The sequence below is a fragment of the Thermobifida halotolerans genome (assembly GCF_003574835.2).
In the GTDB taxonomy this organism is placed as follows: Bacteria; Actinomycetota; Actinomycetes; order Streptosporangiales; family Streptosporangiaceae; genus Thermobifida; species Thermobifida halotolerans.
Genome location: NZ_CP063196.1, coordinates 2515143 through 2541040, shown reverse-complemented (window position 1 = coordinate 2541040; position 25898 = coordinate 2515143). Strand labels below are relative to the sequence as shown.

Sequence of the window (25898 nt, the reverse complement as noted above, 5' to 3'; positions counted from 1 at the left end):
GATGCCGCGGATTCCCGACGGGCACGGCCGCGGGTACGCGGTGGAAACCAGCGGCGCGTGGCACGCCCCGCCCACCCGGCCGGGAAGCGGTGCCGACGGCGCGCCCGCCACCACGCTCTCCCACGGCCGGGCGCAGAACGGCTAGGGTCCACACTCGGGCGGTCACCCGGCCGCCCGCTCCTCCTCGACGGAAGGCGGTCCATGGCGGCGTTGCGGGTCCTGTTCATCGGCGGCACCGGCATCATCAGTTCCGCGTGCGCACGGCACGCGGTGGCGGCGGGCATCGACCTGACCCTGGTCAACCGGGGCAACTCCTCGCCCAGAGCGGTACCGGAGGGGGTCGAGACGCTCCGCGCCGACGTGCGCGACCCCGAATCCCTGCGCACGGCGCTGGGGCGGCGCACCTTCGACGCGGTGGTCGACTTCGTCGCGTTCACCCCCGAGCACGTCCAGGCCGACATCGACGTGTTCGAGGGGCGCACCGGGCAGTACGTCTTCATCGGTTCGGCGTCGGCCTACCAGAAGCCCCCCGCGCGGCTGCCGATCACCGAGTCCACGCCGCTGCGCAACCCCTACTGGCCCTACTCGCGGGACAAGATCGCCTGCGAGGACCTGCTGACGCGCGCCTACCGGGAACGCGGTTTCCCCGTGACGGTCGTGCGGCCCTCGCAGACCTACGACTCCGTCTCGGTGCCCCTCAACTTCGGGTGGACCGACGTCGCCCGGATGCGCCGCGGCGCCCCGGTCGTCGTGCACGGCGACGGCACCTCGCTGTGGACGCTCACCCACCACACCGACTTCGCCCGGACGTTCACCGGACTGCTCGGGCACCCGCAGGCGATTGGCGACACCTTCCACATCACCTCCGACGAACTGCTCACCTGGAACCAGATCTACGAACTGATGGCGGCCGCCGCCGGAGCGGAGCCGCGCCTGGTGCACGTGCCCTCCGAGGTGATCGCGGCGGCCGACCCGAAAGTGGGGGAGGGGCTGCTGGGCGACCGCACCCACTCGGTGGTCTTCGACAACAGCAAGGTCAAGGCGCTGGTGCCCGAGCACGGCGCGACCGTGCCGTTCGCGGTGGGCGCCCGCCAGATCGTCGAGTGGCACGACGCCCACCCCGAACACGCCGTCGTCGACCCCGCACTGGAGGCGCTGTCGGACCGGCTGGTCGCGGCAGCACGAAACACCCCGTGACCCGCGCGGGGCACGGGGTGTCCGGCGACCGGTGAACTCTACTGGTCGGCCAGTTCCGCGGTGATCGACACGCGGGAGGCGCGGCGGGCCGGAAGCACCGAGGCGAGCAGGCCCGCCAGGACCGTCACCGCGAGCAGTCCGGCGATCTCGGCGGTGGGCGGGCTGAAGATCAGCCCTCGCAGCGTGACGCTGCCCGCCGCCCAGCCGAACAGCAGCCCCAGCGCGACGCCCAGCGCCCCGCCCGTCACCGAGATCAGCACCGCCTCCACGGCGAGCATGCGGCGCAGTTGCGGCCGGGTCAGCCCCAGCGCCCGCAGCAGCGCCGACTCGCGCCTGCGCTCCAGCACCGACAGCGCCATCGTGTTGGCCACCCCGAAGACCGCGATGACGATCGCCAGTCCCAACAGCGCCAGCACGGCCAGGAACATCTGGTTGAGCATCTCCTCGAACTCCGACTTGGTCTCGGCCGCGCTGGAGACCTGAAGGGTCGGGTGGTCGGCGACCGCCGCGTCGATCGCGTCGGTCGTCTCCTTGAGCGACGCGTCCTCGGCGGCCTTGACGTAGGCGACGGTGTCGGGCACGTCGGGGAAGAGCCGCTCGAAGTCCTCGACGGAGGCGACCACGCCGTACATCACGCCGCCGTCGGCCACGATCGCGACGACGGTGGGGGACAGTTCGCCCGCCGCGGTGCGCAGGGGCACCGGGTCGCCGAGGTCGACCCCCAGCCGCTCGGCGACGGTTTCGGTGACGGCGACCGATCCGGGGGCCACGTCGTCCACGTCGCCGCCGACGTCCACGCCCAGCCGCGCGCCCGGATAGGCCGTGACGAACACGCCCTCGTCGTCGGCCGCGGTGCGTTCGGTGAACACGCGGCCGATGGCGGGGGAGGACTCCAGGTCGGCCACGACCGAGGAGGGCAGGGCGGTGGCCTCGTCCGCGGCGTCGGGGTCCCACTGGGTGGAGATCCGGTAGTCGATCGGGAACTGCTCGTCGAGCCGGGCCTCCAGGGTGTCGCGCATGGAGGCGCTGATCACCGAGTAGCCGGTGATGAGCGTGGCGCCCACGGTCAGCGCGATCATCGCGGCCGCCGCCCGGCGCGGGGCGCGCAGCGCGTTGTCCACGGCCAGCGAACCCGGTGCGCCGACACGGCGCACCGGCCAGCCCAGCACCGCGACCACGCCGCGCACCAGCAGCGGGGCGAACGCCACCACGCCGACGAAGCACACCATGCCGGAGGCCACCACCAGCACCATGCCGGACTGGCTGGGCGGCCCGGTCAGCGCCGCCGTCAGCATCGCGGCGGAGGCCAGCAGGAACAGCGTGCCCACCGCGGTGCGGATCCAGCCCGTGCGCCGGTTCGGTTCCTCGGTCAGCGCGCTGGTGCGCAGCGCGGCCAGCGGGGCCACGCGGGTGGCGCGCAGCGCCGGAAGCAGCGCCGAGACCAGGCTGACCAGAGTGCCCACCAGCATGCCGACCACGATCGGCGTCACCGTGACCACCGGAGCCCCCGAGGAGGCGGCGTCGAGGAAGCGCGCGCCGACGACGAAACCGGCCCAGCCCAGGCCGATGCCCACCGCCACGCCGACGGCGGAGGCGAGCAGGCCCACCACCAGCGCCTCCAGCAGCACCGAGCGGAACACCTGGCCGCGGGTGGCGCCCACGCAGCGCAGCAGCGCCATCTCCCGCTGCCGCTGGGCCACCAGGATCGCGAAGGTGTTGTTGATGACCAGTGCGGAGACGAACACCGCGACCGCCGCAAACAGCAGCAGCGCGGTGGTGAACACCTCGGCCTGCGCCCCGGCGGACGCGGCCAGCTCCTCGCCGTACTCCTGGCCGGTGAGCACCTCGGCGTCGTCTCCCAGCGCGGCGGCCACCGCGGACTCCGCCTCCGCCGCGGAAACGCCCTCGGCGGCGCGCACGTGGATCTCGGCGTAGCCCGGCGCGCCGGTCATCCGCTCCGCGACGTCCAGGGTGAAGGCGACCGCGCCCCGGTAACTGATCTGCATGGACAGACCGAAGTTGATCAGGCCGGTGACGGTGAACTCGTGCTTGTCGCCGTCGGGGTCGACCACGGTGACGGTGTCGCCCACCCCGAATCCGCTCTGCCGGGCGGTGACCGTGGCCAGCGCCGCCTCGTCGTCGGCTTCGGGCAGCCGCCCCTCGGCGGCCTCGTAGCGGGCGACGTCGCCGCCGACCGACACGCCGAGGGTGGGGACCGAGCCCACCGCTTGGCCGTCGGTGTCCAGCAGCGGCGCGGACGCCATCACCACCCCGGTGGCCGCGGCCACCTCGGGAAGGTCGCGGACCTCGCGCAGCGCGGCGTCGTCCAGCAGCGCCGGTTCGGCCTCCTCGCCCTCTTCGGAGGGTTCGTCGGCGGGGAAGGCGATCACGTCCACCCGGTCCATCGAGCCCATCGCCTGCACGGCGAAGCTCTCCCCGAGGGTGTCGCCGAAGACGAGGGTGCCGGTGGTGAACACGACGCCCATCACGATGGCCAGGACCGTCGCGGTCAGCCGCCCCAGGGAGGCGCGCAGACCGGCCAGTGTCGTACGCAGCATGGAACTCAGCCCTCCAGGGCGGCGAGCCGGTCGAGGACGGCCTGCGCGGTGGGGTGGTCGACGTCGTCGACGAGGCGGCCGTCGCGCAGGAACACCACCCGGTCGGCGTAGGAGGCGGCGATCGGGTCGTGGGTGACCATCACGATGGTCTGGCCCAGGTCGCGCACCGAGTCGCGCAGGAACGACAGGATCTCCGCGCCGGACCGGGAGTCGAGGTTGCCGGTGGGCTCGTCGGCGTAGACCACCTCGGGCGCGCCCACCAGGGCGCGGGCCACGGCCACGCGCTGCTGCTGGCCGCCCGACAGCTTGGCGGGCCGGTGGTCCAGCCGGTCGGCCAGCCCGGTGACCCTGACGACGTGCGCGAAGCGGTCGGAGTCGACGGCGCGTCCGGCGATCTGGGCGGGCAGCAGGATGTTCTGCCGTGCGGTGAGCATCGGCAGCAGGTTGAACGACTGGAAGACGAACCCGATGCGGTCACGGCGCAGCAGGGTGAGCCGCTTGTCGTCGAGCTCGGTCAGCTCGGTGGCGCCCAGCCGCACCGAGCCGGAGGTGGGGGCGTCCAGCCCGGCCATGCAGTGCATGAGGGTGGACTTGCCCGAGCCGGAGGGGCCCATGATGGCGGTGAACGCTCCGCGCGCGAACGCCACGTCCACTCCGTCCAGGGCGCGCACCGGGGCATCCCCGGCCGGATAGACCTTGGTCAGAGCGTGGGCGACGACGGCGTACCGCGTCGGCGACTCGGGCGGGGCGGGGGGTGTGGGCACGGTCGGCTCTCCTCGTCGGGATCGGATCAACACATTCACGACACCTCGACGCTAGGGCCGCCGAACCCCGCACAACCTCGGCCGCGCAGGCGATCCGCGCCCGTCCCAAAGACGGTGCGCGATCGGCGGAGGCCGGACTTTCGACGGGGAGCGACCCCCGACTTTCGTCGACGCCGGATCCCGCTGACGGGGGAGGAGAGGCCGCGCACGCGGCTTCTAGACTCCGAACATGCGGCGAAGGTGGACGGAGCGGGCGCGCGCGGCGTGGCGGTGGGGGCGGAAGAACCGCTACACGCTGGCCGACGTCGGCTACGCGCTCGGTTCCCTCCCCTTCGTCGTCGCCGGGATGGTCATCTCCCTCAACGGGGATGTCGGCTGGGGGCTGGACGCGCTGCTGGACGGCATGGCCGTGCTCTCCCCGATCACCGGCCTGTTCCTGGGGTTGCAGCTCGTCCTGGTGGTGCCCGGACTGGTCGCGCTGGCCGTCCTGGCGCGCCGCACCAGCCCCCAGTGGCTGCTGTGGTCGAGCCTGCTGCTGACGGCGGCCTTCGGCAACGTCTACGCGGCCCCCGTCGCCCTCTACAGCTACGCGGCGTGGTTTCCCGACCGGCGGCGACTGCTGCTGCTGTGGTCGTGCGCCCACTTCGCGGCGCTGACAGCGACCTACTCCGGGCGAGAGTCCATCCTCGTCGTTCCCCTCACCATGTCGTTCCTCGTGTTCCCGCTGCTGTTCGGCCTGTGGGTGGGCACGCGCCGCCAGCTCGTGGAGAACCTGCGCGAGCGCGCCGAACGCCTGGAGCGCGAACAGCACCTCATGGCCGAGAGCGCCATCGCCGCCGAACGCACCCGCATCGCCCGCGAGATGCACGACGTCGTGGCGCACCGGGTCAGCCTCATGGTGCTGCACGCGGGCGGCCTGGAGGTCTCCGCGCCCGACGAGCGCACCGCCAAGGCCGCCGAGCTGATCCGCACCACCGGCCGGGAGGCCCTGGCCGAGCTGCGGGAGATCCTGGGCGTGCTGCGCGACGGGGGCGACACCGCGCCGACCGCGCCCCAGCCGGTCCTCGACGACCTGGGCAAACTGGTCGACAACGCGCGCGCCGCCGGGATGACGGTGGTGCTCAGCGCCACCGGGACGCCGCGGCGGCTACCCGCGCAGGTGGAGCGCACCGCCTACCGGGTGGTGCAGGAGGCGCTGACCAACGCGGCCAAGCACGCCCCCGGCGCGCCGGTCGACGTCCACGTCGACCACGGGGACCGGGAGCTGACGCTCACCGTGGCCAACGCCGCCGCGACGGACACCACCGCCGACCCCGTGCCGGGCAGCGGATACGGTCTGGTGGGACTGCGGGAGCGGCTCGCCATGGTCGGCGGGACCATGGTCGCCTACCCGCTGCCAGACGGAGGGTGGTGGCTGCGCGCCGCCGTCCCCGTGCCCCCCGCCTCGGACACCGCCGGGGCCGAGGCCGCCGACACCGTGGAGGAGCCCCAGTGATCTCGGTTCTCGTGGTCGACGACGAGCAGTTGGTGCGTTCGGGGCTGCGGATGATCCTGGAGTCGGCGTCCGACCTGAAGGTCGTGGGGGAGGCCGCGGACGGCGCCGAGGCCGTGGACCGCGCCCGGGAGCTGCGCCCCGACGTGGTGCTCCTGGACATCCGCATGCCCGGCGTCGACGGGCTGACCGCCGCCGCGGGCCTGGCCGAACTGCCGGACGCGCCCAGGGTGGTGCTGCTCACCACCTTCGACCTGGACGAGTACGTGCACCAGGGGCTACGCGCGAAGGCGGTGGGCTTCCTGCTCAAGGACACTCCGCCGCGCGACCTGGTCGCGGCGGTGCGCACCGTCCACGAGGGCAACGCGATGCTCGCGCCCAGCGTCACCCGGCGCATGCTGGAGCGCTTCGCGGCCCCCGGCGGCGGCGCGGCGGAGGCGGCCCGGCGGTTGGAGGTACTGAGCGAACGCGAGCGCGCGGTGCTGGTGGCGGTGGCCAGGGGGCTGTCCAACGCCGAGGTCGGCGAGGAGTTGGGCATGCGCGAGGCGACCGTGAAAGCGCACGTCAGCCGCATCCTGACCAAGCTCGGCAAGACCAACCGGGTGCAGATCGCGATCCTGGCGCACGACGCCGGATGGGTCTGAAGCTCTCGGTGGGGCCGCTGTAACAGGCGTGACATGCAAAGGTCACAGACAAATCACGCCCGAGCCTCGGTTGTTGCTCGGTGGGCCCGTATGGTGGGTGCTGGGCGGTTCCCGGAGGGCCGCCGCGGCCGGTGAGCCGTACCAGGGGCGACGCGCCGTCATCCGCGCCAGCCGACCGGAGTGAGAGCCATGCCTGACAGAATCGGCGACAACGTCGAGGAGCACCTGCACGAGGTGGCCGTGGACGTCGTGGTGCGCACGCTCGTCGAACCGGAGGAGGTCGCCGAGCACGACCGGCGCCGCTACCGCGCGCTGTTCCACGCGCTGATCGAGCACGGCCAGCGCACCGGTGTCTTCGCCAGCCGGGTCTCCGGCGACCTGGTGGCCGACTTCTACCTGGGCTCGGTGCGCTCCCTGGGGGTGTGGTGCCGCCCCGAGGCCGAGGACGCGCCCGCCTCCATCGGACAGCACTACGCGAGAAGGCTGCTGGAGGGGCTGCGGGCGGATGCGGTGGGGGCGCGCTGAGCGGTCCCGCGAGGCTGAGGCGCCTTTCCGCTCCTGCGCCAACCCACCCCCTCCGGCGGGCCCTTTCTTGCAACGCTTCTCGCCCGTCCTCACGGGGCTGGGGCCACACGACCCCCTGGGGCCGGGGCCACTCGAAAACCCTCCGGAGCTGACTGAGGTGTGACGGCCGCCTTCGCGGCGGGCGCCGGCCGTGCGGGGAAGGCGGACCGGCCGATCGGTCCGGGGGTGTTCCAGCCCCGCCTCCGCGGTGGGGTGCCACCGGTTGCCGGTGGCCGGTCGAGGCGCCCTGGGCGCCGGGTCCGGACACGGCCTCGCCTTCCCGCGCCACAGAGCGCTGCCTTTCTGGGGTTTCTGGTGTTCTTGCGGCTGGTTCGTCTGTGGGGGCGTGCCTGGACTCGGCGCCCGGGGGCGCCTCGACCAGGCGCGGCCAGCCCGTGGGGCCCGCTCCGGACGCCGGGGTGGAATGCCCTGCCTTCCCCCGGGGTGAGGTCACCTGGAACCGGGCGCCTCCGATCGCCCCATGAGACCAACCGGACGGTATGTCATTGTCACCCCAATACCCCTCTGGAAAATACCCTCCGGTATATTCCCTGGTATTCGTCTTCAGATACCGATCAGTCGGTCAATTTCGGAAGGGACGTCGATGAGCGTGGAGAACCCGCCCGGTCTGGACCTGCGGCGGCTGCGCGCGCACCTGGACGAGGTGCGGCCCGGACTGGTCACCGGACCCCTGAGCGGCGAGCTCATCGAGGGCGGCCGCTCCAACCTCACCTACTCCGTCACCGACGGCGTCGGACGCTGGGTGGTGCGCCGCCCCCCGCTGGGCCACGTGCTGCCCACCGCGCACGACATGGCCCGCGAGCACCGCGTCATCTCCGCGCTCGCCGGCACCGACGTCCCGGTGCCAGGCACGATCACCCTGTGCGAGGACACCTCGGTCATCGGCGCGCGCTTCTACGTGATGGACTTCATGCCCGGCGTCCCCCTCCGCAGGGCCGAGCAGCTCACCGCCGTCGGCTCCGAACGCACCCGCGGCATCGCGCTGCGCCTGATGGACACCCTCGCCGCGCTGCACTCCGTGGACCCCGCCGCCGTCGGCCTGGCCGACTTCGGACGGCCCGAGGGCTTCCTGGAGCGCCAGGTGCGCCGCTGGGGCAAGCAGTTGGACGCCTCCCGCAGCCGCGACCTGCCCGGCATCGACGAACTGCGCTCCCGCCTCGCCGGGTCCGTGCCCGCCTCGGGCCCGGCCGCGATCGTCCACGGCGACTACCGCCTCGACAACGCCCTGGTCGACGCCGACGACCGCATCACCGCCGTCCTGGACTGGGAGATGTCCACCCTCGGCGACCCGCTCACCGACCTGGGACTCATGCTCGTCTACTTCAGCGACGAGATCCTCGCCACTCCCGGCCCCAGCGACGTGCACCGGGCCCCCGGCTTCCCCACCGGCGAGGAACTGGTCGCCCGCTACGCCGAGCGCTCCGGCCGCGACGTCTCCCGGCTGGACTGGTACACCGGCCTGGCCTTCTTCAAGCTCGCCGTCATCCTGGAGGGCATCCACTACCGCTACACCCAGGGAAAGACCGTCGGCAGCAACTTCGAGTACATCGGCGAGGTCGTGCCCGTCCTGGTCGAGGGCGGCCTCAAGCGGCTGTCCGGCTGAGCCGCGCGCCCGGTTTCCCGTCGATGCGGGGAAACCGGGGAGAAGGCGAGGCGTTCGGGGAGGCGGTCCGGGGCGGACCGCCCCGGGCGCTGCGCGCGGGTGGCCGACGCGCGAGGCGCCCCGGCCACCCGCGCCGCCACGGACGGCGAGGTTCCGAGGACGTCCGGTGCCACGGGACCGGAGGACCCGTGGTCCGGGACCGCCGTGAAAGGTGCGGGAAAGCGGAGCGGGCGCTGCGCGCGGGTGCCCGCTCAGCCGCCGGCACACCCCCTTCGGCGGAGCGCCCCTCCACCGTCTCCCACTGAGGGCTGAGGTCACACGACCCCCGGCCGGGGCCGCCGTGGAACCCCCACATCCCGGCACCGGCCCGGGAGCCTGCGGGGACAGCCGCCGCCCCCGCGCGGCCTGGGTTGGGGGTACCCGCCGGTAGGTCGATACTCTGCTGTCCGTTCCACACACGTCTGTTGCTGCCCGGCAGCGTTTTCGGAGGTGCCGTACATGTCTCGCTCGGTTCTGGTCACCGGCGGCAGCCGCGGGATCGGCCTGACCATCGCCAGAGAACTCAAGGAAGCGGGCGACGACGTCGCGGTGACCTACCGCACCGGCCAGCCCCCCGAGGGGCTGTTCGGGGTGCAGTGCGACATCACCGACAGCGCGCAGGTGGACGCCGCCTTCAAGCAGGTCGAGGACGAGCAGGGCCCCGTCGAGGTCCTCGTCGCCAACGCGGGCATCACCAGGGACCAACTGCTGGCCCTGATGAGCGAGGACGACTTCTCCGCGGTGCTCGACACCAACCTGACCGGCGCGTTCCGGGTCGCCAAGCGCGCGGTGCGCGGCATGATGCGCAAGCGCACCGGCCGCATCGTCCTCATCTCCTCCGTCGTCGGGCTGCTCGGCTCGGCCGGGCAGGTCAACTACGCCGCCTCCAAGGCCGGGCTGGTCGGCTTCGCCCGCTCTCTCGCCCGTGAGCTGGGATCGCGCAACATCACCGTCAACGTGGTCGCTCCCGGCTTCATCGAGACCGACATGACCGCGGCCCTGCCGGAGGAACGCCAGGAGGAGATCAAGAAGAACGTCCCGCTGCGCCGGTACGGCTCCACCGCCGAGGTCGCCAAGGCGGTGCGGTTCCTCGCCAGCGAGGACGCCGCCTACATCACCGGCGCGGTCATCCCCGTCGACGGCGGCCTCGGCATGGGCCACTGAAACTTCCGCAACAGCCACCTCGCCTAAGGACGAAACAGCTTCATGGGAATTCTCGAAGGCAAGCGCATCCTGGTCACCGGGGTCCTCACCGACTCCTCCATCGCCTTCCACGTGGCGCGGCTGTGCCAGGAGCAGGGCGCCACCGTGGTGCTCACCGGATACGGACGGCTCAGCCTCGTCGAACGCATCGCCAAGCGGCTGCCCGAGGCCCCGCCGATCCTCGAACTGGACGTCACCGACGACGAGCACCTCGACAGCCTCGCCGGACGGGTCGCCGAGCACGTGGACGGCCTCGACGGCGTCGTGCACTCCATCGGCTTCACCCCGCAGGACGCCCTCGGCGGCAACTTCCTCAACACCCGCTGGGAGGACGTGGCCACCGCCATGCACACCTCCACCTTCTCCCTCAAGGCGCTCACCACCGCGGTGCTGCCGCTGATGAAGGACGGCGGATCGGTGGTGGCGCTGGACTTCGACAACAGCGTCTCCTACCCCATCTACGACTGGATGGGCGTGGCCAAGTCGGGACTGGCCTCCACCGCCCGCTACCTCGCCCGCTACCTCGGCGAGCAGAACATCCGGGTCAACCTGGTCTCGGCCGGGCCGCTGAGCACCATGGCCGCCCGCAGCATCCCCGGCTTCGAGGAGCTGGCCTCGGCCTGGCCGCAGCGCGCCCCGCTCGGCTGGGACGTGTCCAACCCCGAGCCCGCCGCCCGCGCGGTCGTGGCCCTGCTGTCGGACTGGTTCCCCGCCACCACCGGCGAGACCGTGCATGTCGACGGGGGATTCCACTCCACCGGCGCGTAGCCTGATCCGCGACCGGCCCGCGGGCGCCCCACCGGGCTCCCGCGGGCCGCACGCGTGGGTCGACGAGAGGAGAGACCGATGGATCTGGGACTGCGTGGCGCCAGGGTCGTGGTGACCGGAGCGAGCCGGGGGATCGGCCGCGCCATCGCCGAGACCTTCGCCGCCGAGGGCGCCGACCTGGCGATCTGCGCCCGCTCACCCCGACCGCTGCACGAGGCCGCCCAGAGCCTGCGGGAGTCGGGCGCGACCGTGGTGGCGCGGGAGGTGGACGTGGCCGACACCGACGCGCTGCGCGCCTTCGTCGACACCGCGGCGGCGGAACTGGGCGGCGTCGACGTCGTGGTCTCCAACGTCTCCGGCGGCAGCGCCGCGGACTGGGAGCAGGCCCTGCGCACCGACGTCCTGCCGTTCGTGGCCCTGGCCGAGCACGCCGAGGAGCACCTGGCGGCCTCCGACCGCGGCGGCTCGGTCGTGCTCATCTCCAGCACCTCGGCGCTGCACGTCGCACCGCCGTCCGGGCCCAGGCCCTACGGCGCGGTCAAGGCCGCCCTCAACCACCACGCCGCCGCCCTGGCCCGCGCCCTGGCGCCCAGGGGAGTGCGGGTCAACACCGTCTCGCCCGGCCCCATCGAGTTCGAGGGCGGCGGCTGGGCCCGGCGGCGCGACAACGACCCCGACTACTACGCGAGCATCCGCGCCCGCATTCCCCACGGCCGCCTGGGACGGCCCGAGGAGGTCGCCCGCGCGGTGGTGTTCCTGGCCAGCCCGGCGGCGAGCTTCGTCACCGGCGCCAACCTGACCGTCGACGGCGGCTTCCTGGACCGGGTCTGAGCGAAGGCCCCGAGAGGACCGCACCGGCCCTCGGGGAATTCTCAGGCCGTTGAGAGGACGGCGAGGCATTCCGGGGATGTGGTCCGGGGCGGGCGGCCACGGGTCGCCGGCGGAGTGGTCGAGGCGCCCCGGCGCCGAGTCCACCCGCGGCTGCACAGGCGGACCGCTTGGAAGAGCATCCCGCACCACTGGTTTCCGAGCCTGGTGGCGCGGGATGCTCTCCCACCCTGTTCCTCTGCGGAGGCGCGGGTGGCGGGGCGCTACACGCGTCGGCCGCTCCGCTGCCACCCCGTGGAACCCCGCGCCCCGGAACCAACCCGGGCTCACCCCTCCCTGAGCAGCCGCACCAGCCGGGTGCGGCGGGGGACCGCGGGAACGTCGCGCACCGCCGCGGCCAGGGCCGGCCCCGCCGCGTTGACGACGGAGACGTGCCGCTCCCCCCGGGTGAGCGCCGTGCGCAGCGCGGGACGCGACAGCGCGGAGTCGGCGGTGAAGACCGCGACCGCCGCGGGCCAGGCGCCGCCCAGCGCGGCGGCCAGTGGAATCGCCCAGCCGGGACGCAGATGGGCCGGATGCGCCACGGTGACCGCCGTGCCGTCGTCCAGCTCCACCGCCGCGCCCTGCTCGCCGTGCCCGCGCAGCACGCCGGTGTCGCCGGGAGCGTAGCCGGGACCGCGCCCCGCCAGCAGCACCCGGTCGCCGGGGTCCAGGCCGCGCACCGCGCCGGGGCCGGGGTTGAAGCGGGCCTTGCAGGCTGCGTTGAGGGCGGACGAGCCCGCCTCGCCGCCGGGCGCGGCGGTGACGATCTGGATCTGGGCGGCGTCCAGGCCGAAGGTGCGCGGAACGGAGTCGGTGACCAGTTGCAGCGCGCGGTGGGCGGCCTCCCCCGGCGAGGCGGAGGGCACCAGCACCACCTCGTGGCCGGGCGCGTCCACCCCGTCGGGCAGCTCGCCCTCGCCGACCCGGGCGGCCAGCGCCTCGCGCGGCCCCGGCTCCGGATCGTCGGGCAGCACCGCCACGGCCGCCACCCGGGAGGCGACGAGGTCGGCCACCACCTGTCCGGGACCGGCCGAGGGAAGCTGGGCGGGGTCGGCGAGCAGCAGCAGGTGGGCCTCCGCGGGGCAGGCCGCCGCCAGCGCGGCGAACGCCTCGGTGTCCAGGGCCGTGGCCTCGGCGACCACCACCAGTCCCGCCTCCAGGGGGGAGGAGTCGGCCAGCAGCGCGGCGACCGTGCGGGCGCGCGGGCCGTCGTCGGCCAGGGCCCGGTTCAGCGCGGCGGCCCCGCTCGCGCTCGGCGCGGCCAACGCCAGCCCCACCCGGCTCTCGGCGGCGATCGCGGCGGCGTAGCGCAGCGCCTCGGCCCTCGCCCCGGCCGTGGCGGGACCGCCCAGCAGCACCGTCACCCCGCGCAGCGCCGCCGTGACCAGGGCGGCGACCGTCTCGGGGGCGGGGGAGCGGCCCAGTTGCCCGGCCGCGGCCTGCACCGTCTCGGTGGCGGTCGCCGAGTCCATGATCGGCTCGCTGGCGGTCAGCCGGACCAGCTCCGCGCCCAGCCGCCCCTCGGCCCCGCCCAGGGGGGACAGGGCGAGGAAGCGCTCGGGGTCGGGAAGCTCGGGCAGGTCGCCGTCGAGGTCGTCGTCGCCCTCCTCGGGCAGCTCCTCCACCAGCAGGATCCGCTCGTCCTCGGCCGCGGCCTGCAGCGCCGCGTCCACCGTCCGCACCCCCAGGCCGCGCAGCGCCCCGGCCATCCGGCCGTACTCGACGGCGGTGTGCCCCTCCCGGGAGGCGCGCCGCAGCAGGTGGACCACCAGGGCGCGGACCCGCCGGGGATCGTCGGGGGTGGCGGCCTCGCCCAGCAGGGCCCGCGCGCAGAAATCGGCCTGGCGCGGCGTGACCGACCCCAGCGCCAGCAGCCGCCACGGGTCGGCGACGAGCTGGGTGTCGGCGTCCGGACCGAGCGCGGCGACCAGGGCGGCGGCGAGCCGTTCGGGCGCGCCCATGCGGGTCAGCGCGCTGCGGGTCCGTTCGACGGCGTCGTCCGGAGCGGCGGGCGGGGACGGATCGACCACGGCGGGCAACCTCACTGGTTCGGGCACGGACGGAGCGGACGCGGGGAACCGGCCGGACGGACCCCGCCCCGTGAGCTTAGTGCGCGGTCCGCGGCGGTTCACCGAACCGCGGGTTTTCCACAGGCCGCGCCCCGGCGCGGGTCAGCCCGGGGCGGCCGAGGCGTCGTCGAGCGCCTCGCGGATCTCCCGGGGCAGCGTCACGCCCTCGGCGGTCAGGACGTCGGACAGCTGGGCGACCGTGCGCGGACCCACGCAGGCCGCGGCCACCCGCGGCTGGTCGAGGACCCAGCCCAACGCCACCGCCAGCGGCGACACCCCCAGCCCCTCGGCGGCCGTGCACACCGACTCCACGACGCGCCGTCCGCGCTCGTCGAGGTAGGGCTCCACGTAGGGCGCCATGTGCGTCCGCGCGCCCCGGGAGTCGCGGGGCACCCCGTCGCGGTACTTGCCGGTCAGCACCCCGCGCCCCAGCGGGGACCAGGCGATCAGGCTCACCCCGCAGTCGGCGGCGGCGGGCAGCAGCTCCCGCTCGCACCCCCGGTTCAGCAGCGAGTACTCCGTGCCCGCGGACACCACCGGGGAGCGGCCCAGGAACCGCACCGCCTGCTGCCAGGTGGCGTAGCGGGCCAGCTGCCACCCCGTGAACTGCCCCACGCCCACGTAGCGCGCCTTGCCCGACGCCACGGCGGCCTCCACCGCGGCCAGGGTCTCCTCCGGGGGCGTGTCGGGGTCGTAGACGTGCAGTTGCCACAGGTCGACGTAGTCGGTCTGCAACCGCCGCAGCGACGCCTCCAGCGCGGCGAGCAGGTGCCGCCGCGAGGTGTCGCTGCGCCGCTGCCGGTCCATCGAGTGCCCGGCCTTGGTGGCTATGATCATGTCGTCGCGGCGCACCACGGCGGGCAGCAGCCGTCCCAGGATGCGCTCCCCCTGTCCGCCCTGGTAGACATCCGCGGTGTCGATGAGCGTGCCGCCCGCGTCCGCAAACGTCGCGAGCAGGTCGGCGGCCTCGTCCTCCTCGGTATCCTTGCCCCAGGTCATCGTGCCCAGGGCGATCCGAGAGGCCCACAGGCCCGATCCGCCCAGCTGTCGCTGTTCCATGGCGCGGAGAGTACCGCTTCGCGGCAGTCGGGCACACCATCGTCCGCGCGGAGACCCCCGGCACGCGCTAAGCTTCCGGGGTCTTTTCCGCACATGCGGTCTCTCTGCGCGAAACCCCCCGTCATTCGCCTTTTTCGACCAGGAGCCGAACCCGCCGTGTCCATCATCGAGGCCCTCATCCTCGGTCTGGTCCAAGGACTGACCGAGTTCCTGCCGATCTCCTCCAGCGGCCACCTGCGCGTCGTCGCGGCCTTCTCCGGCTGGCCGGACCCCGGAGCGGCGTTCACCGCGGTCAGCCAGATCGGAACCGAACTGGCCGTGCTCATCTACTTCCGCAAGGACGTGTGGAACATCCTGTCGACCTGGTTCCGCTCCCTGGGCAACAGGGAGCTGCGCAGGCACATCGACGCACGCATGGGCTGGTACGTCATCATCGGCAGCATCCCCATCGGCGTGGCCGGGCTGCTGTTCGAGGAGCAGATCACCGAGCCCTTCCGCGACCTGCGGCTGATCGCGCTGACCCTCATCGTCTTCGGTGTCCTGCTCGGCGCGGTGGACCGCTACTCGCGCAAGCACCGCGAACTGACCGACCTCAACATCCGGCGCGGTGTCATCTACGGCCTGTTCCAGATGCTCGCCCTGATCCCCGGCGTCTCGCGGTCCGGCGCCACCGTCACCGGCGGCATGCTGCTGAGCTTCAAGCGCGAGGCCGCCGCCCGCTACGCCTTCCTGCTGGCCATGCCCGCGGTGTTCGCGTCGGGGGTGTACAAGCTCAAGGACATCGGCGGCGAGCAGTACGCGGGCGTGGGCGCCACCATCATCGGCACCGTGGTGGCCTTCGTCGTGGGATACGCCGTCATCGCCTGGTTCATGCGGTTCATCTCCACCAACAGCTTCATGCCGTTCGTCTACTACCGCGTCGCCCTGGGCATCCTCATCCTCGTCCTGGTCAGCTTCGGTGTGCTGGCCCCCGAGTCCGGGGCGTCGCTGGAGGGGACGGGCGGAGTGACCGCGGAGGCGTCGACGCACTAGGGTGCGGCCATGGCACGCACACCGAGCACAGCCGCCGCGACCCTGCTGCTGGTCCGACACGGTCTCACCGCCGCCACCGGACAGACCCTGGCCGGTTGGACGCCCGGCGTGCACCTGGACGAACGCGGCCGAGCGCAGGCCGCGGCGCTGGGTGCGCGCCTGGCGTCGGTGCGCCTGGACGCCATCGTCACCAGCCCGCTGGAGCGCTGCGTGGAGACCGCCCAGCTCATCGCCGACGCCGCGGCACAGGCCCCGCCGCTGACCGTGGACAAACGGTTCGGCGAGTGCCGCTACGGGGAGTGGACCGGCCGCCGCCTCGACGAACTCGCCGAGGACCCGCTGTGGCCGGTCGTGCAGGCCCACCCCAGCGCCGCCCGCTTCCCCGGCGGTGAGAGCCTGGCCGAGACCGCGCACCGCGCGGTGAGCGCGGTGCGCGACCACAACGCGCGACTGCTCGCCGACCACGACACCCCCGTCTACCTGGTGTGCAGCCACGGCGACGTCATCAAGGCGATCGTGGCCGACGCCCTGGGGCTGCACCTGGACCAGTTCCAGCGCATCCAGGTCGACCCGTGTTCGCTGAGCGCGGTCCGCTACACCGCGCTGCGGCCGTTCCTGCTGCGCGTCAACGACCTGGGCGGCACCACGGCGGGGCTGCGGCCCGCGGACGCGGCCTCCGGCGACGCCGTGGTCGGCGGCGGCGCCGGAGAAGGCTGACGGAAAGGCTGATAGAAAAGGGTGTAGAGCCAGGCCGCCAGGCGCAACCACCCGACCCAGCCCGGAGTCCCCGTCGATGCCCCTGTACCAGTACGACCCTCCCGAACGATTCGTGGCCGGCACCGTCGGACCGCCAGGAGAGCGCACCTTCTTCCTCCAGGCGGAGGGCGACGGCCGGGTCACCAGCGTCGCTTTGGAGAAGGCGCAGGTCGCCGCGCTGGCGGAGCGGGTCGGTGAGCTGTTGGAGGAGGCGCGGCGGCGCTTCGGCGACGACCCCGACCTGCACGAGACCGCCGAGGAGGACAACGAACCCCTGCGGCAGCCGATCGAGGAGGAGTTTCGGGTCGGCACGCTCGCGCTGGCCTGGGACGCCGAGAGCCGCCGGGTCATCATCGAGGCCCAGCAGATCCGCGAGATCGAACCGGGCTCCGAGGCCGCGGCCGAAGAGGTCCAGGCGTTCTCCGACGACGTCACCCACGACGTGCTGCGGGTCCACCTGACCCCGGCCGAGGCGCGCGCCTTCGCCGCACGGGCGCTGCGCGTGGTGGCGGCGGGCCGTCCCGACTGCCCCCTGTGCGGCAACCCCCTCGACCCGGACGGACACATCTGCCCGCGCCAGAACGGCTACCGGCCCGTGGGGATCGAGTAGCCGCCGACCACGGAAACGGACCAACCGCCATGACCGCGGCGCCGCACGGCCGCTCCGACACCGACGGCGACCTGGAACTGCTCGGTTCCGGGCGCCTCACCGTGCTCGGCAGACTCACCGGCGCCTCCAACACCACCCTGTACTGCGAGGTGGCAGGAGCGGGACGCGTCGCGGCCTGCGTGTACAAGCCGGTCGCCGGGGAGCGCCCGCTGTGGGACTTCCCCGACGGCACCCTGGCCGGGCGCGAGGTCGCCGCGCACGCGGTGTCCCAGGCCCTGGGCTGGGACCTGGTGCCGCCCACCGTGTACCGCGACGACGCCCCGCACGGCCCCGGCATGGTGCAGTTGTGGATCGACGTCGACACGGCGGTGGACCCGGTGGAGCTGGCCCGCGACACCGCCGACCCGCGGCTGCGGCGAATGGCGGTGTTCGACGCGGTCATCAACAACTCCGACCGCAAGATCGGCCACCTGCTGCCCACTCCCGACGGCCGCCTCTACGGCTGCGACCACGGGGTGTCCTTCTCCGCGGAGTACAAGCTGCGCACGGTGCTGTGGCAGTGGGCGGGGCAGCCGCTGCCCGGGGAGGCCGTGGAGCGGCTGGCCGCGCTCCGGGAGTCGCTGGCCGACCCCGGCAGCCCGCTGTCGCGCACCCTGGCCCGGCACCTGACCGACACGGAGCGGTACGCGACCCGCCGTCGGGTGGAGGTGCTGTGCGAGCACCGGGTGCACCCCTACCCGCCGGAGGACTGGCCCGCGCTGCCGTGGCCGCCGATCTGAGCGCCGCCGGGACAGCAGCCGGTCGTCGACGAGGCGCACCGCGGTGATGAGGGCGGCCGCCGCCCCCGCCACCGCCAGGGCCGTCACCACCGCGGAGGGGGTGGGCGACCGTGAGCGGGCTCACCACGGTGGCCATGGTCATCGAGTACACGGTCTTGGTGAGGAACAGGTTGGCGACCCGTTCGATGCGGCCGGTGACCCGGCGCCCCTCGGCCACCACGTGCGGCAGGGCCGCGAACCGGTCGTCCAGCACCACCTCCTGGGCGCTCACCTCGACCACCGAGCCGTCGCGCACCACCCGCGGCCGGGCGGCTCCGACGGTGGCCAGCGCGTCCAGGGTCTTCTTGGCGCGCGGCTCCTGGACGGTCCCGATCAGCGTGTTGGCCACGATGACGAGGGCGAACAACCCGTCCTGGACGGGGCCGGCGACCGCGATGATCCCGAACAGCACCGCGATCATCGCGTTGATGCGGGTGAACACGTTGGCCCGGATGATCTGCCCGACGGTGCGGCCCGCCCGCACCGGAACGTCGTTGCCCAGGCCGTCGGCCAGCCGCTGGGCGACCTGTGCCGAGGACAGCCCGGCCGACGCGGCCTCCTCGGACGCAGTCGGCGCCTGTTCCCCCTGCTGGGCCATCGACCACCCTCCCGCCGATACTGGAAGAGAGCGTGCTGCGACAATCGGGGCTGCGTCGCGCAGCCCGAACCTACGGGAGCGGCGGAGGCGGCGCGTCCGTGCCCGTCCCCCGTTCCCGACGAAGTCGAGGAGCCACCGCATGTGCACCGCCATCGTGGGATTCGATCCCTCCTCCCCCGTCCCGCTCCTGGTCGCAGCGCTGCGTGACGAGATGACCGACCGGCCCTTCGAGGGCCCGGACCGGCACTGGCCGCGGTGGCCGCGGCTGATCGGCGGACGCGACGCGCTCGCCGGCGGCACCTGGCTGGCGGCCGCGCCCCCCGAGGCGGGAACGCCCCGCGTCGCCGCGGTGCTCAACGGGCGGCTCGACTCCCTGACCGCCCCGGGGCGGCGTCCGGTGTTCGACACCACCGTGCCGCCGGGGGTGGCGCGCCGCAGCAGGGGGGAGCTTCCGCTGCGCGCGGCCGCGACCGGCTCGCTCGGGCTGGACGGGGCCGAGCTGCGCGCCTTCGACCCCTTCCACCTGGTCGTGGCCGACCCCGGGCGGGCCGCACTGCTCAGCTGGGACGGCGCGACGCTGGTCGAGAGGGAGATCCCCCGGGGCGTCAGCGTCGTCGTCAACACCGGCCTGGACGAGGACGCGCCGCGCGCCGTCCGCCACCGCCCGCTGTTCGAGGCGGTCCGCCCCGCACCCGAGGAGTCCGCGCTGCGCACGGCCCGGGAGGTCGGCGAGGTCTGGGGGGAGTGGGTGCGGCTGCTCGACGAGGCCGCCGAGGGCGGGGCGCGCACCGCCCTCGGCGGGACCGGCGAGGACGACCGCTCGGCGCTGGTGGCCCGGATCGAGCTGGCCGACGGCCGGACCTGGGCGACCGGTTCGATCACGCTGCTGGCCGCCACCGCGCACACCCTGCGCTACGCCTTCACCGACGCCCCCGGCGACCCCGCGGCCTGGCGCATGATCCGGTGAAGTGCCCGGTAAACCCCGCAACGACCGCGCACGTCCGTAACAGTGACCGGATCGGACGCGGCGACCGGCCGTCCGCAGTCAGGAAGGGCGAGGTGCACCATGGCCAGACCGCGCATGTGGGAGACCGCCGCCTACTGGCTGCTGTACGTGGTGGCGCTGGGCGCCGCGCTGTGGCACTGGGCACACGACAACCCGGTGCTGGCCGTGCTGTGCCTGGTCGCGGTGGTGGTGAGCATGCGGCTGATCACCCGGTCGGCACGGCGCGGCGACCCGGTCGGCCCCTCCGGGACGTGACGGACGGCGGCGGGGAAGCGGTCGGCCCCGGCACCGGTGGCGCCCGTATCGGCGGATACCCTCGTGATCATGCGTTCTTGGCCTGCGCCCGAAATCGTCGCCCTGCCGGACCACGGCGGGCCGCTCAGCGTGCACGACACCGTCACCGGCTCCCTGCGCACCACCGCCCCCGAAACCACCGCGCGGATGTACGTCTGCGGTATCACCCCCTACGACGCCGCCCACCTCGGCCACGCCTTCACCTATCTCACCTTCGACCTGGTCAACCGGGTGTGGCGGGACGCCGGGCACGCCGTTGACTACGTGCAGAACATCACCGACGTCGACGATCCGCTGCTGGAGCGGGCCGAGGCCACCGGACAGGACTGGCGGCGGCTCGCCGAACGCGAGATCCAGGTGTTCCGCGAGGACATGGCGGCACTGCGGATCCTGCCGCCGCGCGCCTTCGTCGGCGTCGTGGAGTCGGTCGACCTCATCGCCGAGTTCATCACACGGCTGCGCGCGGCGGGGGCCGCCTACGACCTGGACGGCGACATCTACTTCTCGGCGGCCGCCGCCTCCCGGTTCGGCAGCGTCTCCAACCTGGACCGCGCCACCATGCTGGAGCTGTTCGCCGAACGCGGCGGCGACCCCGACCGCCCCGGCAAGAAGGACCCGCTGGACTGGCTGCTGTGGCGGGCCGAACGCCCCGGCGAACCCGCCTGGGACACCCCCCTGGGACGCGGCCGACCCGGCTGGCACGTGGAGTGCAGCGCCATCTCGCTGCGCGAACTGGGCATGGGCTTCGACCTCAACGGCGGCGGCGACGACCTGGTCTTCCCCCACCACGAGATGGGCGCGGCCGAGGCCCGCTGCGCCACCGGCACCCACCCCCAGGCCCACACCTACCTGCACGTGGCCATGGTCGGCCTGGACGGCGAGAAGATGTCCAAGTCGCGCGGCAACCTCGTGTTCGTCTCGAAGCTGCGCGAGGCGGGCACCGACCCGATGGCGATCCGGCTGGCCCTGCTGGCCCACCACTACCGCACTCCCTGGGAGTGGACCGGCGAGGAGCTGCGCACCGCCGAGCGGCGGCTGGAGCGCTGGCGGGCCGCCGCCGCGCTGGAGGCCGCCCCCGACGCCGCGCCGCTGCTGGCCCGGGTGCGCGCCGCGCTCGCCGCCGACCTGGACACCGCCGCCGCGCTGGCCGCGGTGGACTCCTGGGTCGAGGCGGCCCTGGGCGCGGAGGGGGGCGACCCGGCGGCTCCGGCGCTCATGCGCGACACCGTCGACACCCTCCTGGGCGTGGCGCTCGACCGCTGAGAGCGCGGGCCGGGACACCGCGTCCCGGCCCGTCCCCCACCCGCCCCGGGACCCGCGGGGGCGGATCGAAGAGCCGGGGGAAAGTGTCGTCGCACAGCGTTATAGTGCAACGCGCCATGTTTCGTGCGAGGGCACGACGACACAGCGGGTGGAAAGGGCCGACCGTGACCGAACGCGCGTTCCAGGTGGACCTGCGGGGGGTGGTCGACCTGCTCAGTCGCCACCTGTACTCCAGCCCACGGGTGTATCTGCGCGAACTGCTGCAGAACGGGGTCGACGCCGTCACCGCGCGCCGCGCCGACGACCCCGACGCGCCCGCCGAGATCCGCGTCGAGACCCCCGAGCACACCGGCGACGGCACGCTGCGCGTCCACGACACCGGGGTGGGGCTGACCGAGCCGCAGGTGCACGAACTGCTCGCCACCATCGGACGCTCCGGCAAGCGCGACGAACTGGGCTACGCCCGCCACGAGTTCCTCGGCCAGTTCGGCATCGGCCTGCTGTCCGGCTTCCTCGTCGCCGACCAGATCGAGGTGCGCACCCGCTCGGTCCGCGGCGGCCCCACCGTGCGCTGGGTCGGCCACGCCGACGGCCGCTACCTGGTGGAGCGGGCCGGTGAGGAGCGGCAGGAGGTCGGCACCACCGTCGTCCTGCGGCCGCGCCGCGACGCCGAAGAGTGGTTCGGCGCGCGCACCGTCACCGACCTGGCCCGCCACTACGGCGCGCTGCTGCCGGTCCGGTTGCGCGTCGACGCCGTCGACGTCACCGAGCAGGGGCCGCCGTGGAGCCGCGCCCACCCCACCCCGGCGCGCCGCCGCGCCGCGCTGGACGACTACTGCCGCACCCTGTTCGGCTTCGCCCCGCTCGACGCGATCGACCTGGAGGTGCCCGAGGCGGGCCTGCGCGGGGTGGCGTTCGTGCTGCCCGCCCCGGCCAACCCCACGGTGCGCGCCACCCACCGGGTCTACCTCAAACGCATGCTGCTCGCCGACAACGTCGCCGACCTGCTGCCCGACTGGGCGTTCTTCGTGCGCTGCGTGGTCGACACCGAGGAGCTGCGGCCCACCGCCAGCCGCGAGGCCCTCTACGAGGACGACCTGCTGGGGCACGTGCGCGAGGTGCTCGGCGACCAGGTCCGCGACTGGCTGGTCACCCTGGCCGAGAGCGACCCCGAGGCGCTGCGCCACTTCCTGCGGCTGCACCACGTCGGCGTCAAGGCCCTGGCCGTGCACGACGACGCGATGCTGGACCTGGTGCACCGCTGGCTGGAGTTCGAGACCAGTTCCGGCGCGATGACCCTGGCCGAGTTCTCCCGGCGGCACCCCGAGGCCCGCTACACCCCCGACGTCGACGAGTTCCGCAGACTCTCGGCGGTCGCCGCCGCCCAGGGGGTGGGGCTGGTCAACGCGGGCTACGTCTACGACGCCGAGATCGTCGCCCGCCTGGGCGACCTGGACTCCGCCGCGGCGCTGCGCCCCCTCGACCCCGGCGAGCTGACCACCCGCTTCGGCGTGCTGGAGTCGGGAACCGAGCTGCGGCTGCGCGACTTCCTGCACACCGCCGAACGCGCCCTCGACCCGCTGGGCTGCACCGTGACCCTGCGCAGCTACGCACCGGCCTCGCTGCCCGCGCTGTACCTGACCAGCCGCGCCGCCGAGCACCGCGCCGAGATCGCCGAGTCCCGGGCCGAGGCCGACCAGTTGTGGGCCGACGTGCTGGGCGCGCTGGAACCCGCGCTGGCCGCCGACCGGCCCCGCCTGGTGCTCAACCACGCCAACCCGCTGACCCGGCGCGTCACCGCCCTGGCCGACCCCGAGCTGGTCACCCTGGCCGTGCAGGCGCTGTACGGCCAGGCCCTGCTGCACGGCCGCCACCCCCTGCGGCCCGCCGACACCGCGGTGCTGAACCGGTCCTTCCTGGGGCTGCTGGACTGGGCCGCCCCGGCCGATCCCGAGGAGCGGACGTGAGCGGACACGACTGGCGCGACGTGGCCGAGCGGGCCTCGGCCCTGCCCTACGGCCGGGCCCGCAGCACGGCACTGGAGAAGGCGCTGCAACTGGCCTCCCTCGACGGCGCGGACGAGGAGGAGCTGTTCTGGCTGAGGATGAGCCTCACCCAGGCCTACAAGTACGGCGGGGAGCCGGCGCGCGCCTTCGCCACCTTCACGCGCTGCCTGAGCGCCTTCGACGCCGCCCCGACCCGCTACGGCCCCCACGCCAACCACCAGTTGCTGTGGCAGTTCAAGTGGATGGTGGTCTCGCTCATCGACTTCCCCGAGATCCCGCTGGACCGCACCCGCGCGGTGCTCGACGACATGGAGCGCCGCTACCGGGAGGGCGGCCACAGCCTGCACGCCGTGCACGGCCTGCGCTGCCGGGTGGCCCGCCACCTCGGGGACGTCGCGGCCGCCGACGCGGCGTTCGAGCTGTGGCGCACCACCGCGCGCGACGAGACCTCCGACTGCGAGGGCTGCGTCCCCTCCGGCATGGCCTCCCACCTGGTGTGGCGGGGCGCCCACGAAGAGGCGATCGCCGTGGCCGAACCGGTGCTGTCGGGGCGGCTGACCTGCATCGAGCAGCCGCAGGGAATCCTGACCACCCTCATGGAGCCCTACCTGCGCACCGGGCGCCACGACGCGGCCGCGGACGCCCACCGCCGCACCTACCGCGTGCACCGCCGCCAGGAGGAGCACTACCTCTCCAGTATCGGCGACCACCTGTTCTTCTGCGCCCTGACCGGCAACCACGCGCGCGGCCTGGAGATCCTGGAACGGCACCTGGGCGCGCTGGACGAGCCGCCCAGCCCCATGGACGCCATGGACTTCGCCGCCTCGGCCGCGCTGCTGCTGGACCGGCTCGCGGCCGCCGGCCACGACGGTCTGCCGGTGCGCCGCCCCGCCCACGGCGACCGGCCCGCCGCCGAGGTCGGCGCCACCGAACTGCGCGACCTGCTGCGCGCCCACGCCTACGAGACCGCCGCCCGGTTCGACGCCCGCAACGGAACCACCGCGCAGACCGACTGGGTGCGCGCCCACCTGGCCGCCGAACCGGTCGTGGACTCCCTGGCGCTGACCGAGTACGCGCCGCGTCCGCGCCCCCCTGCCGCGGCCGCGCCGCCGAGCGTCGAACCGTTCGCCGAGGACTGGTCCGAGCTCCTGGAGCAGGCCGAGCGGTGGTGGCGGGGCAGGCAGGAGGAGCGGGCGCGCGCGGCGTGGCGCCGCTTCGACGAGCTGACCGCCGACGGCGAACCGCCCGCCTGGGCGCGGGGCCGCCGCGCCGAGGCCGAGGGGCGGATGCGCGAGAGCGACGGCGACCCCGCGGGCGCGGCCGAGCACTACCGCGCCGCCGCCGACCACTACGCCGCCGCCGGACGCGAACCCGACCGCCGGCGCACCCTCGGCCGCCTGGGCGCGGTCCTGGACAGGAGCGGCGACCCCGAGGGGCTGTCGCTGCTGGAGCGGGCCGTGGCCTACCTGGACGCGCACGGCGACGCCGACGACCGGGCGGCGTCGCGCGCCCGGCTCGCCTCCTGCCTGGCCGAGCGGGGCGAGTTCGCGCGGGCCCGGACCCTGCTGGAGGAGACGGACCTGGACGCGGCAGGCCCCGACCTGCGGGCCTCGGCGCTGATGCTGCTCGCGGCCGTCCTCGGAGCGGCGGACACCGCCCACGAGGACCAGGAGGCGGTGCTCGCCCGGGCCAGGCGGGCCGCCCGCGAGAGCGGCGTGGCCGAGCTGGTCGCCGACGCCGCCTACCGGCACGCCTGCCTGCTGCGCGCGCTCGACGGCGCGGAGCCGGAGGCCGCCTGGCGGGCTCTGGACGAGGCCGCCGCCCAGCCCGCCTCCGCCGTCCCCGACGGGCTGCGCGTCGCCGTCGCGCTCACCCGGGGCCACTGGCTGTGCGAGGAGCGGGAGTACGCCCGGGCCGTGGCGCCCCTGGCCGAGGCGGTCGCGCAGGCCACCGCGCTGGGAGCGGAGCCGCTGGCCGCGCACGCGCGGGTTCCGCTGGCCCGCGCCTACCAGGGCAGCGGACGGCACTTCGAGGCCGCGGAGGTCGCCGAGGAGGCCGTGGCGATGGAGGAGGCGGCCCGGCTCGACGTGTCCGACCGGATGGTGCTGCGCGAGGTCCTGGCCAAGGCGCTCACCGAGCTCGGGGAACTCGACGACGCCGTGGCGCGCTGGGAGGAGCTCATCGCCCTCCACGACCCCGAGCAGGAGCCCGACCTCACCGCCTACCTGCACGCCGACGCCGCCCGCCTGCTGGAGCGGCTCGACCGGAACGCCGAGGCGGCCGAGCACCACGCCGCCGCCGCGGCGGTCTGGGAGGCGCTGGAGGAGCCCTCCATGGTGGCCGAGGGCCACCAGCGCCGGGCGATGGCGCTGAAGCGGGCCGGCGACACCGAGGCGGCCCTGGCGGCCTCGCGGCTGGCCGAGCAGTGGCTGGACCGGGCGGCCGCCGCCCCCTCGCTGCCGCGGACGGCGGAGCTCTACCAGCGTGGCACGATCCGCTACGGCCGCGCCCTCATCCTGTGGGGCAGTGCCCCCGCGGCCGAGGCCGCCGCCGAGGCCGCCGCCGCGGTCGAACTGTTCGGCGAATCCGCCGACGACAGTGCCGCCGAACAGGCCCGCCGCCTGCTCGCCGCGATCCGGGAGGACGAGGACGCCGACTGAGGCG

21 protein-coding genes and 1 pseudogene are annotated in these 25898 nt (G+C 74.2%); 17 read left to right on the top strand and 5 right to left on the bottom strand.

Annotation, left to right across the window (positions count from 1 at the left end; all coding sequences use genetic code 11):
- Positions 1–201 precede the first annotated feature (201 nt).
- Complete coding sequence (locus NI17_RS11340; RefSeq protein WP_068690778.1) at positions 202–1197, top strand: SDR family oxidoreductase; 996 nt, start codon at positions 202–204, stop codon at positions 1195–1197.
- A gap of 38 nt (positions 1198–1235) precedes the next feature.
- On the opposite strand, the gene NI17_RS11335 is transcribed toward NI17_RS11340, so the two are convergent.
- Both NI17_RS11335 and NI17_RS11330 read right to left on the bottom strand, forming a co-directional pair.
- Complete coding sequence (locus NI17_RS11335) at positions 1236–3755, bottom strand: ABC transporter permease (protein ID WP_068690780.1); 2520 nt, start codon at positions 3753–3755, stop codon at positions 1236–1238.
- 5 nt (positions 3756–3760) lie between these two features.
- Entirely contained in the window at positions 3761–4519 is a 759-nt protein-coding gene (locus NI17_RS11330) for an ABC transporter ATP-binding protein (protein WP_119267536.1), read from the bottom strand.
- 229 nt (positions 4520–4748) lie between these two features.
- Here NI17_RS11330 and NI17_RS11325 point away from each other — a divergent pair, with 229 nt between their 5' ends.
- From NI17_RS11325 to NI17_RS11295, 7 genes are all read left to right on the top strand, one after another.
- Positions 4749–6014, top strand: a complete 1266-nt coding sequence (locus tag NI17_RS11325) for a sensor histidine kinase (protein WP_068690782.1) — start codon at positions 4749–4751, stop codon at positions 6012–6014.
- Entirely contained in the window at positions 6011–6655 is a 645-nt protein-coding gene (locus tag NI17_RS11320; RefSeq protein ID WP_068690784.1) for a response regulator transcription factor, read from the top strand. The genes NI17_RS11325 and NI17_RS11320 overlap by 4 nt, the downstream gene beginning before the upstream one ends.
- A gap of 189 nt (positions 6656–6844) precedes the next feature.
- Positions 6845–7180: a TetR-type transcription factor C-terminal domain-containing protein gene (locus tag NI17_RS11315; protein WP_068690786.1), complete on the top strand. Its 336-nt coding sequence runs from the start codon at positions 6845–6847 to the stop codon at positions 7178–7180.
- Between the two features lie 643 nt (positions 7181–7823).
- Positions 7824–8843, top strand: a complete 1020-nt coding sequence (locus NI17_RS11310) for a phosphotransferase family protein (protein ID WP_068690788.1) — start codon at positions 7824–7826, stop codon at positions 8841–8843.
- Positions 8844–9341: 498 nt separating this feature from the next.
- Positions 9342–10046 carry a 3-oxoacyl-[acyl-carrier-protein] reductase gene (gene fabG, locus NI17_RS11305; RefSeq protein ID WP_068690790.1) on the top strand — a complete coding sequence of 235 codons (705 nt, stop codon included), beginning with the start codon at positions 9342–9344 and terminating at the stop codon, positions 10044–10046.
- Between the two features lie 42 nt (positions 10047–10088).
- Positions 10089–10853 carry an enoyl-ACP reductase FabI gene (gene fabI / locus NI17_RS11300; protein ID WP_068690792.1) on the top strand — a complete coding sequence of 255 codons (765 nt, stop codon included), beginning with the start codon at positions 10089–10091 and terminating at the stop codon, positions 10851–10853.
- Positions 10854–10931: 78 nt separating this feature from the next.
- Positions 10932–11684: an SDR family NAD(P)-dependent oxidoreductase gene (locus NI17_RS11295; RefSeq protein ID WP_068690794.1), complete on the top strand. Its 753-nt coding sequence runs from the start codon at positions 10932–10934 to the stop codon at positions 11682–11684.
- A 323-nt stretch (positions 11685–12007) separates the two neighbouring features.
- Here the strand turns inward: NI17_RS11295 and NI17_RS11290 are convergent, their stop codons facing one another.
- Entirely contained in the window at positions 12008–13753 is a 1746-nt protein-coding gene (locus NI17_RS11290) for a helix-hairpin-helix domain-containing protein (protein WP_279395520.1), read from the bottom strand.
- Between the two features lie 141 nt (positions 13754–13894).
- The gene (locus NI17_RS11285; protein WP_068690796.1) at positions 13895–14851 is read right to left on the bottom strand and encodes an aldo/keto reductase; all 957 of its coding nucleotides are present in this window, start codon (positions 14849–14851) and stop codon (positions 13895–13897) included.
- A gap of 156 nt (positions 14852–15007) precedes the next feature.
- Between NI17_RS11285 and NI17_RS11280 the strand changes: the two genes are divergently transcribed.
- The 4 genes from NI17_RS11280 to NI17_RS11265 all read left to right on the top strand — a co-directional run bounded on the left by NI17_RS11280 (position 15008) and on the right by NI17_RS11265 (position 18028).
- Entirely contained in the window at positions 15008–15883 is an 876-nt protein-coding gene (locus NI17_RS11280; RefSeq protein WP_068690798.1) for an undecaprenyl-diphosphate phosphatase, read from the top strand.
- A 9-nt stretch (positions 15884–15892) separates the two neighbouring features.
- A complete protein-coding gene (locus NI17_RS11275) occupies positions 15893–16600 on the top strand; it encodes a histidine phosphatase family protein (RefSeq protein ID WP_068690800.1) in 708 nt (235 codons plus the stop codon).
- Positions 16601–16676: 76 nt separating this feature from the next.
- On the top strand, positions 16677–17249 hold the full coding sequence (locus NI17_RS11270) for a DUF3090 family protein (protein WP_068690802.1): 573 nt from the start codon (positions 16677–16679) through the stop codon (positions 17247–17249).
- 29 nt (positions 17250–17278) lie between these two features.
- Entirely contained in the window at positions 17279–18028 is a 750-nt protein-coding gene (locus NI17_RS11265; RefSeq protein ID WP_068690804.1) for an SCO1664 family protein, read from the top strand.
- 241 nt (positions 18029–18269) lie between these two features.
- Here the strand turns inward: NI17_RS11265 and NI17_RS11260 are convergent.
- Positions 18270–18665: pseudogene (locus NI17_RS11260) on the bottom strand (cation-translocating P-type ATPase); the annotation flags it as partial.
- Positions 18666–18804: 139 nt separating this feature from the next.
- On the opposite strand from NI17_RS11260, the gene NI17_RS11255 reads away from it, so the two are divergent.
- The 5 genes from NI17_RS11255 (at position 18805) to NI17_RS11235 (ending at position 25894) form a co-directional block, all read left to right on the top strand.
- The gene (locus tag NI17_RS11255; protein WP_068690806.1) at positions 18805–19632 is read left to right on the top strand and encodes an NRDE family protein; all 828 of its coding nucleotides are present in this window, start codon (positions 18805–18807) and stop codon (positions 19630–19632) included.
- Between the two features lie 99 nt (positions 19633–19731).
- Positions 19732–19926, top strand: a complete 195-nt coding sequence (locus NI17_RS11250) for a hypothetical protein (protein WP_068690808.1) — start codon at positions 19732–19734, stop codon at positions 19924–19926.
- A 63-nt stretch (positions 19927–19989) separates the two neighbouring features.
- A complete protein-coding gene (gene mshC, locus NI17_RS11245) occupies positions 19990–21228 on the top strand; it encodes a cysteine--1-D-myo-inosityl 2-amino-2-deoxy-alpha-D-glucopyranoside ligase (RefSeq protein WP_243597688.1) in 1239 nt (412 codons plus the stop codon).
- A gap of 164 nt (positions 21229–21392) precedes the next feature.
- Positions 21393–23195 carry an HSP90 family protein gene (locus NI17_RS11240; protein ID WP_199860017.1) on the top strand — a complete coding sequence of 601 codons (1803 nt, stop codon included), beginning with the start codon at positions 21393–21395 and terminating at the stop codon, positions 23193–23195.
- Complete coding sequence (locus NI17_RS11235; RefSeq protein WP_243597687.1) at positions 23192–25894, top strand: hypothetical protein; 2703 nt, start codon at positions 23192–23194, stop codon at positions 25892–25894. The genes NI17_RS11240 and NI17_RS11235 overlap by 4 nt, the downstream gene beginning before the upstream one ends.
- Positions 25895–25898: the final 4 nt, after the last annotated feature.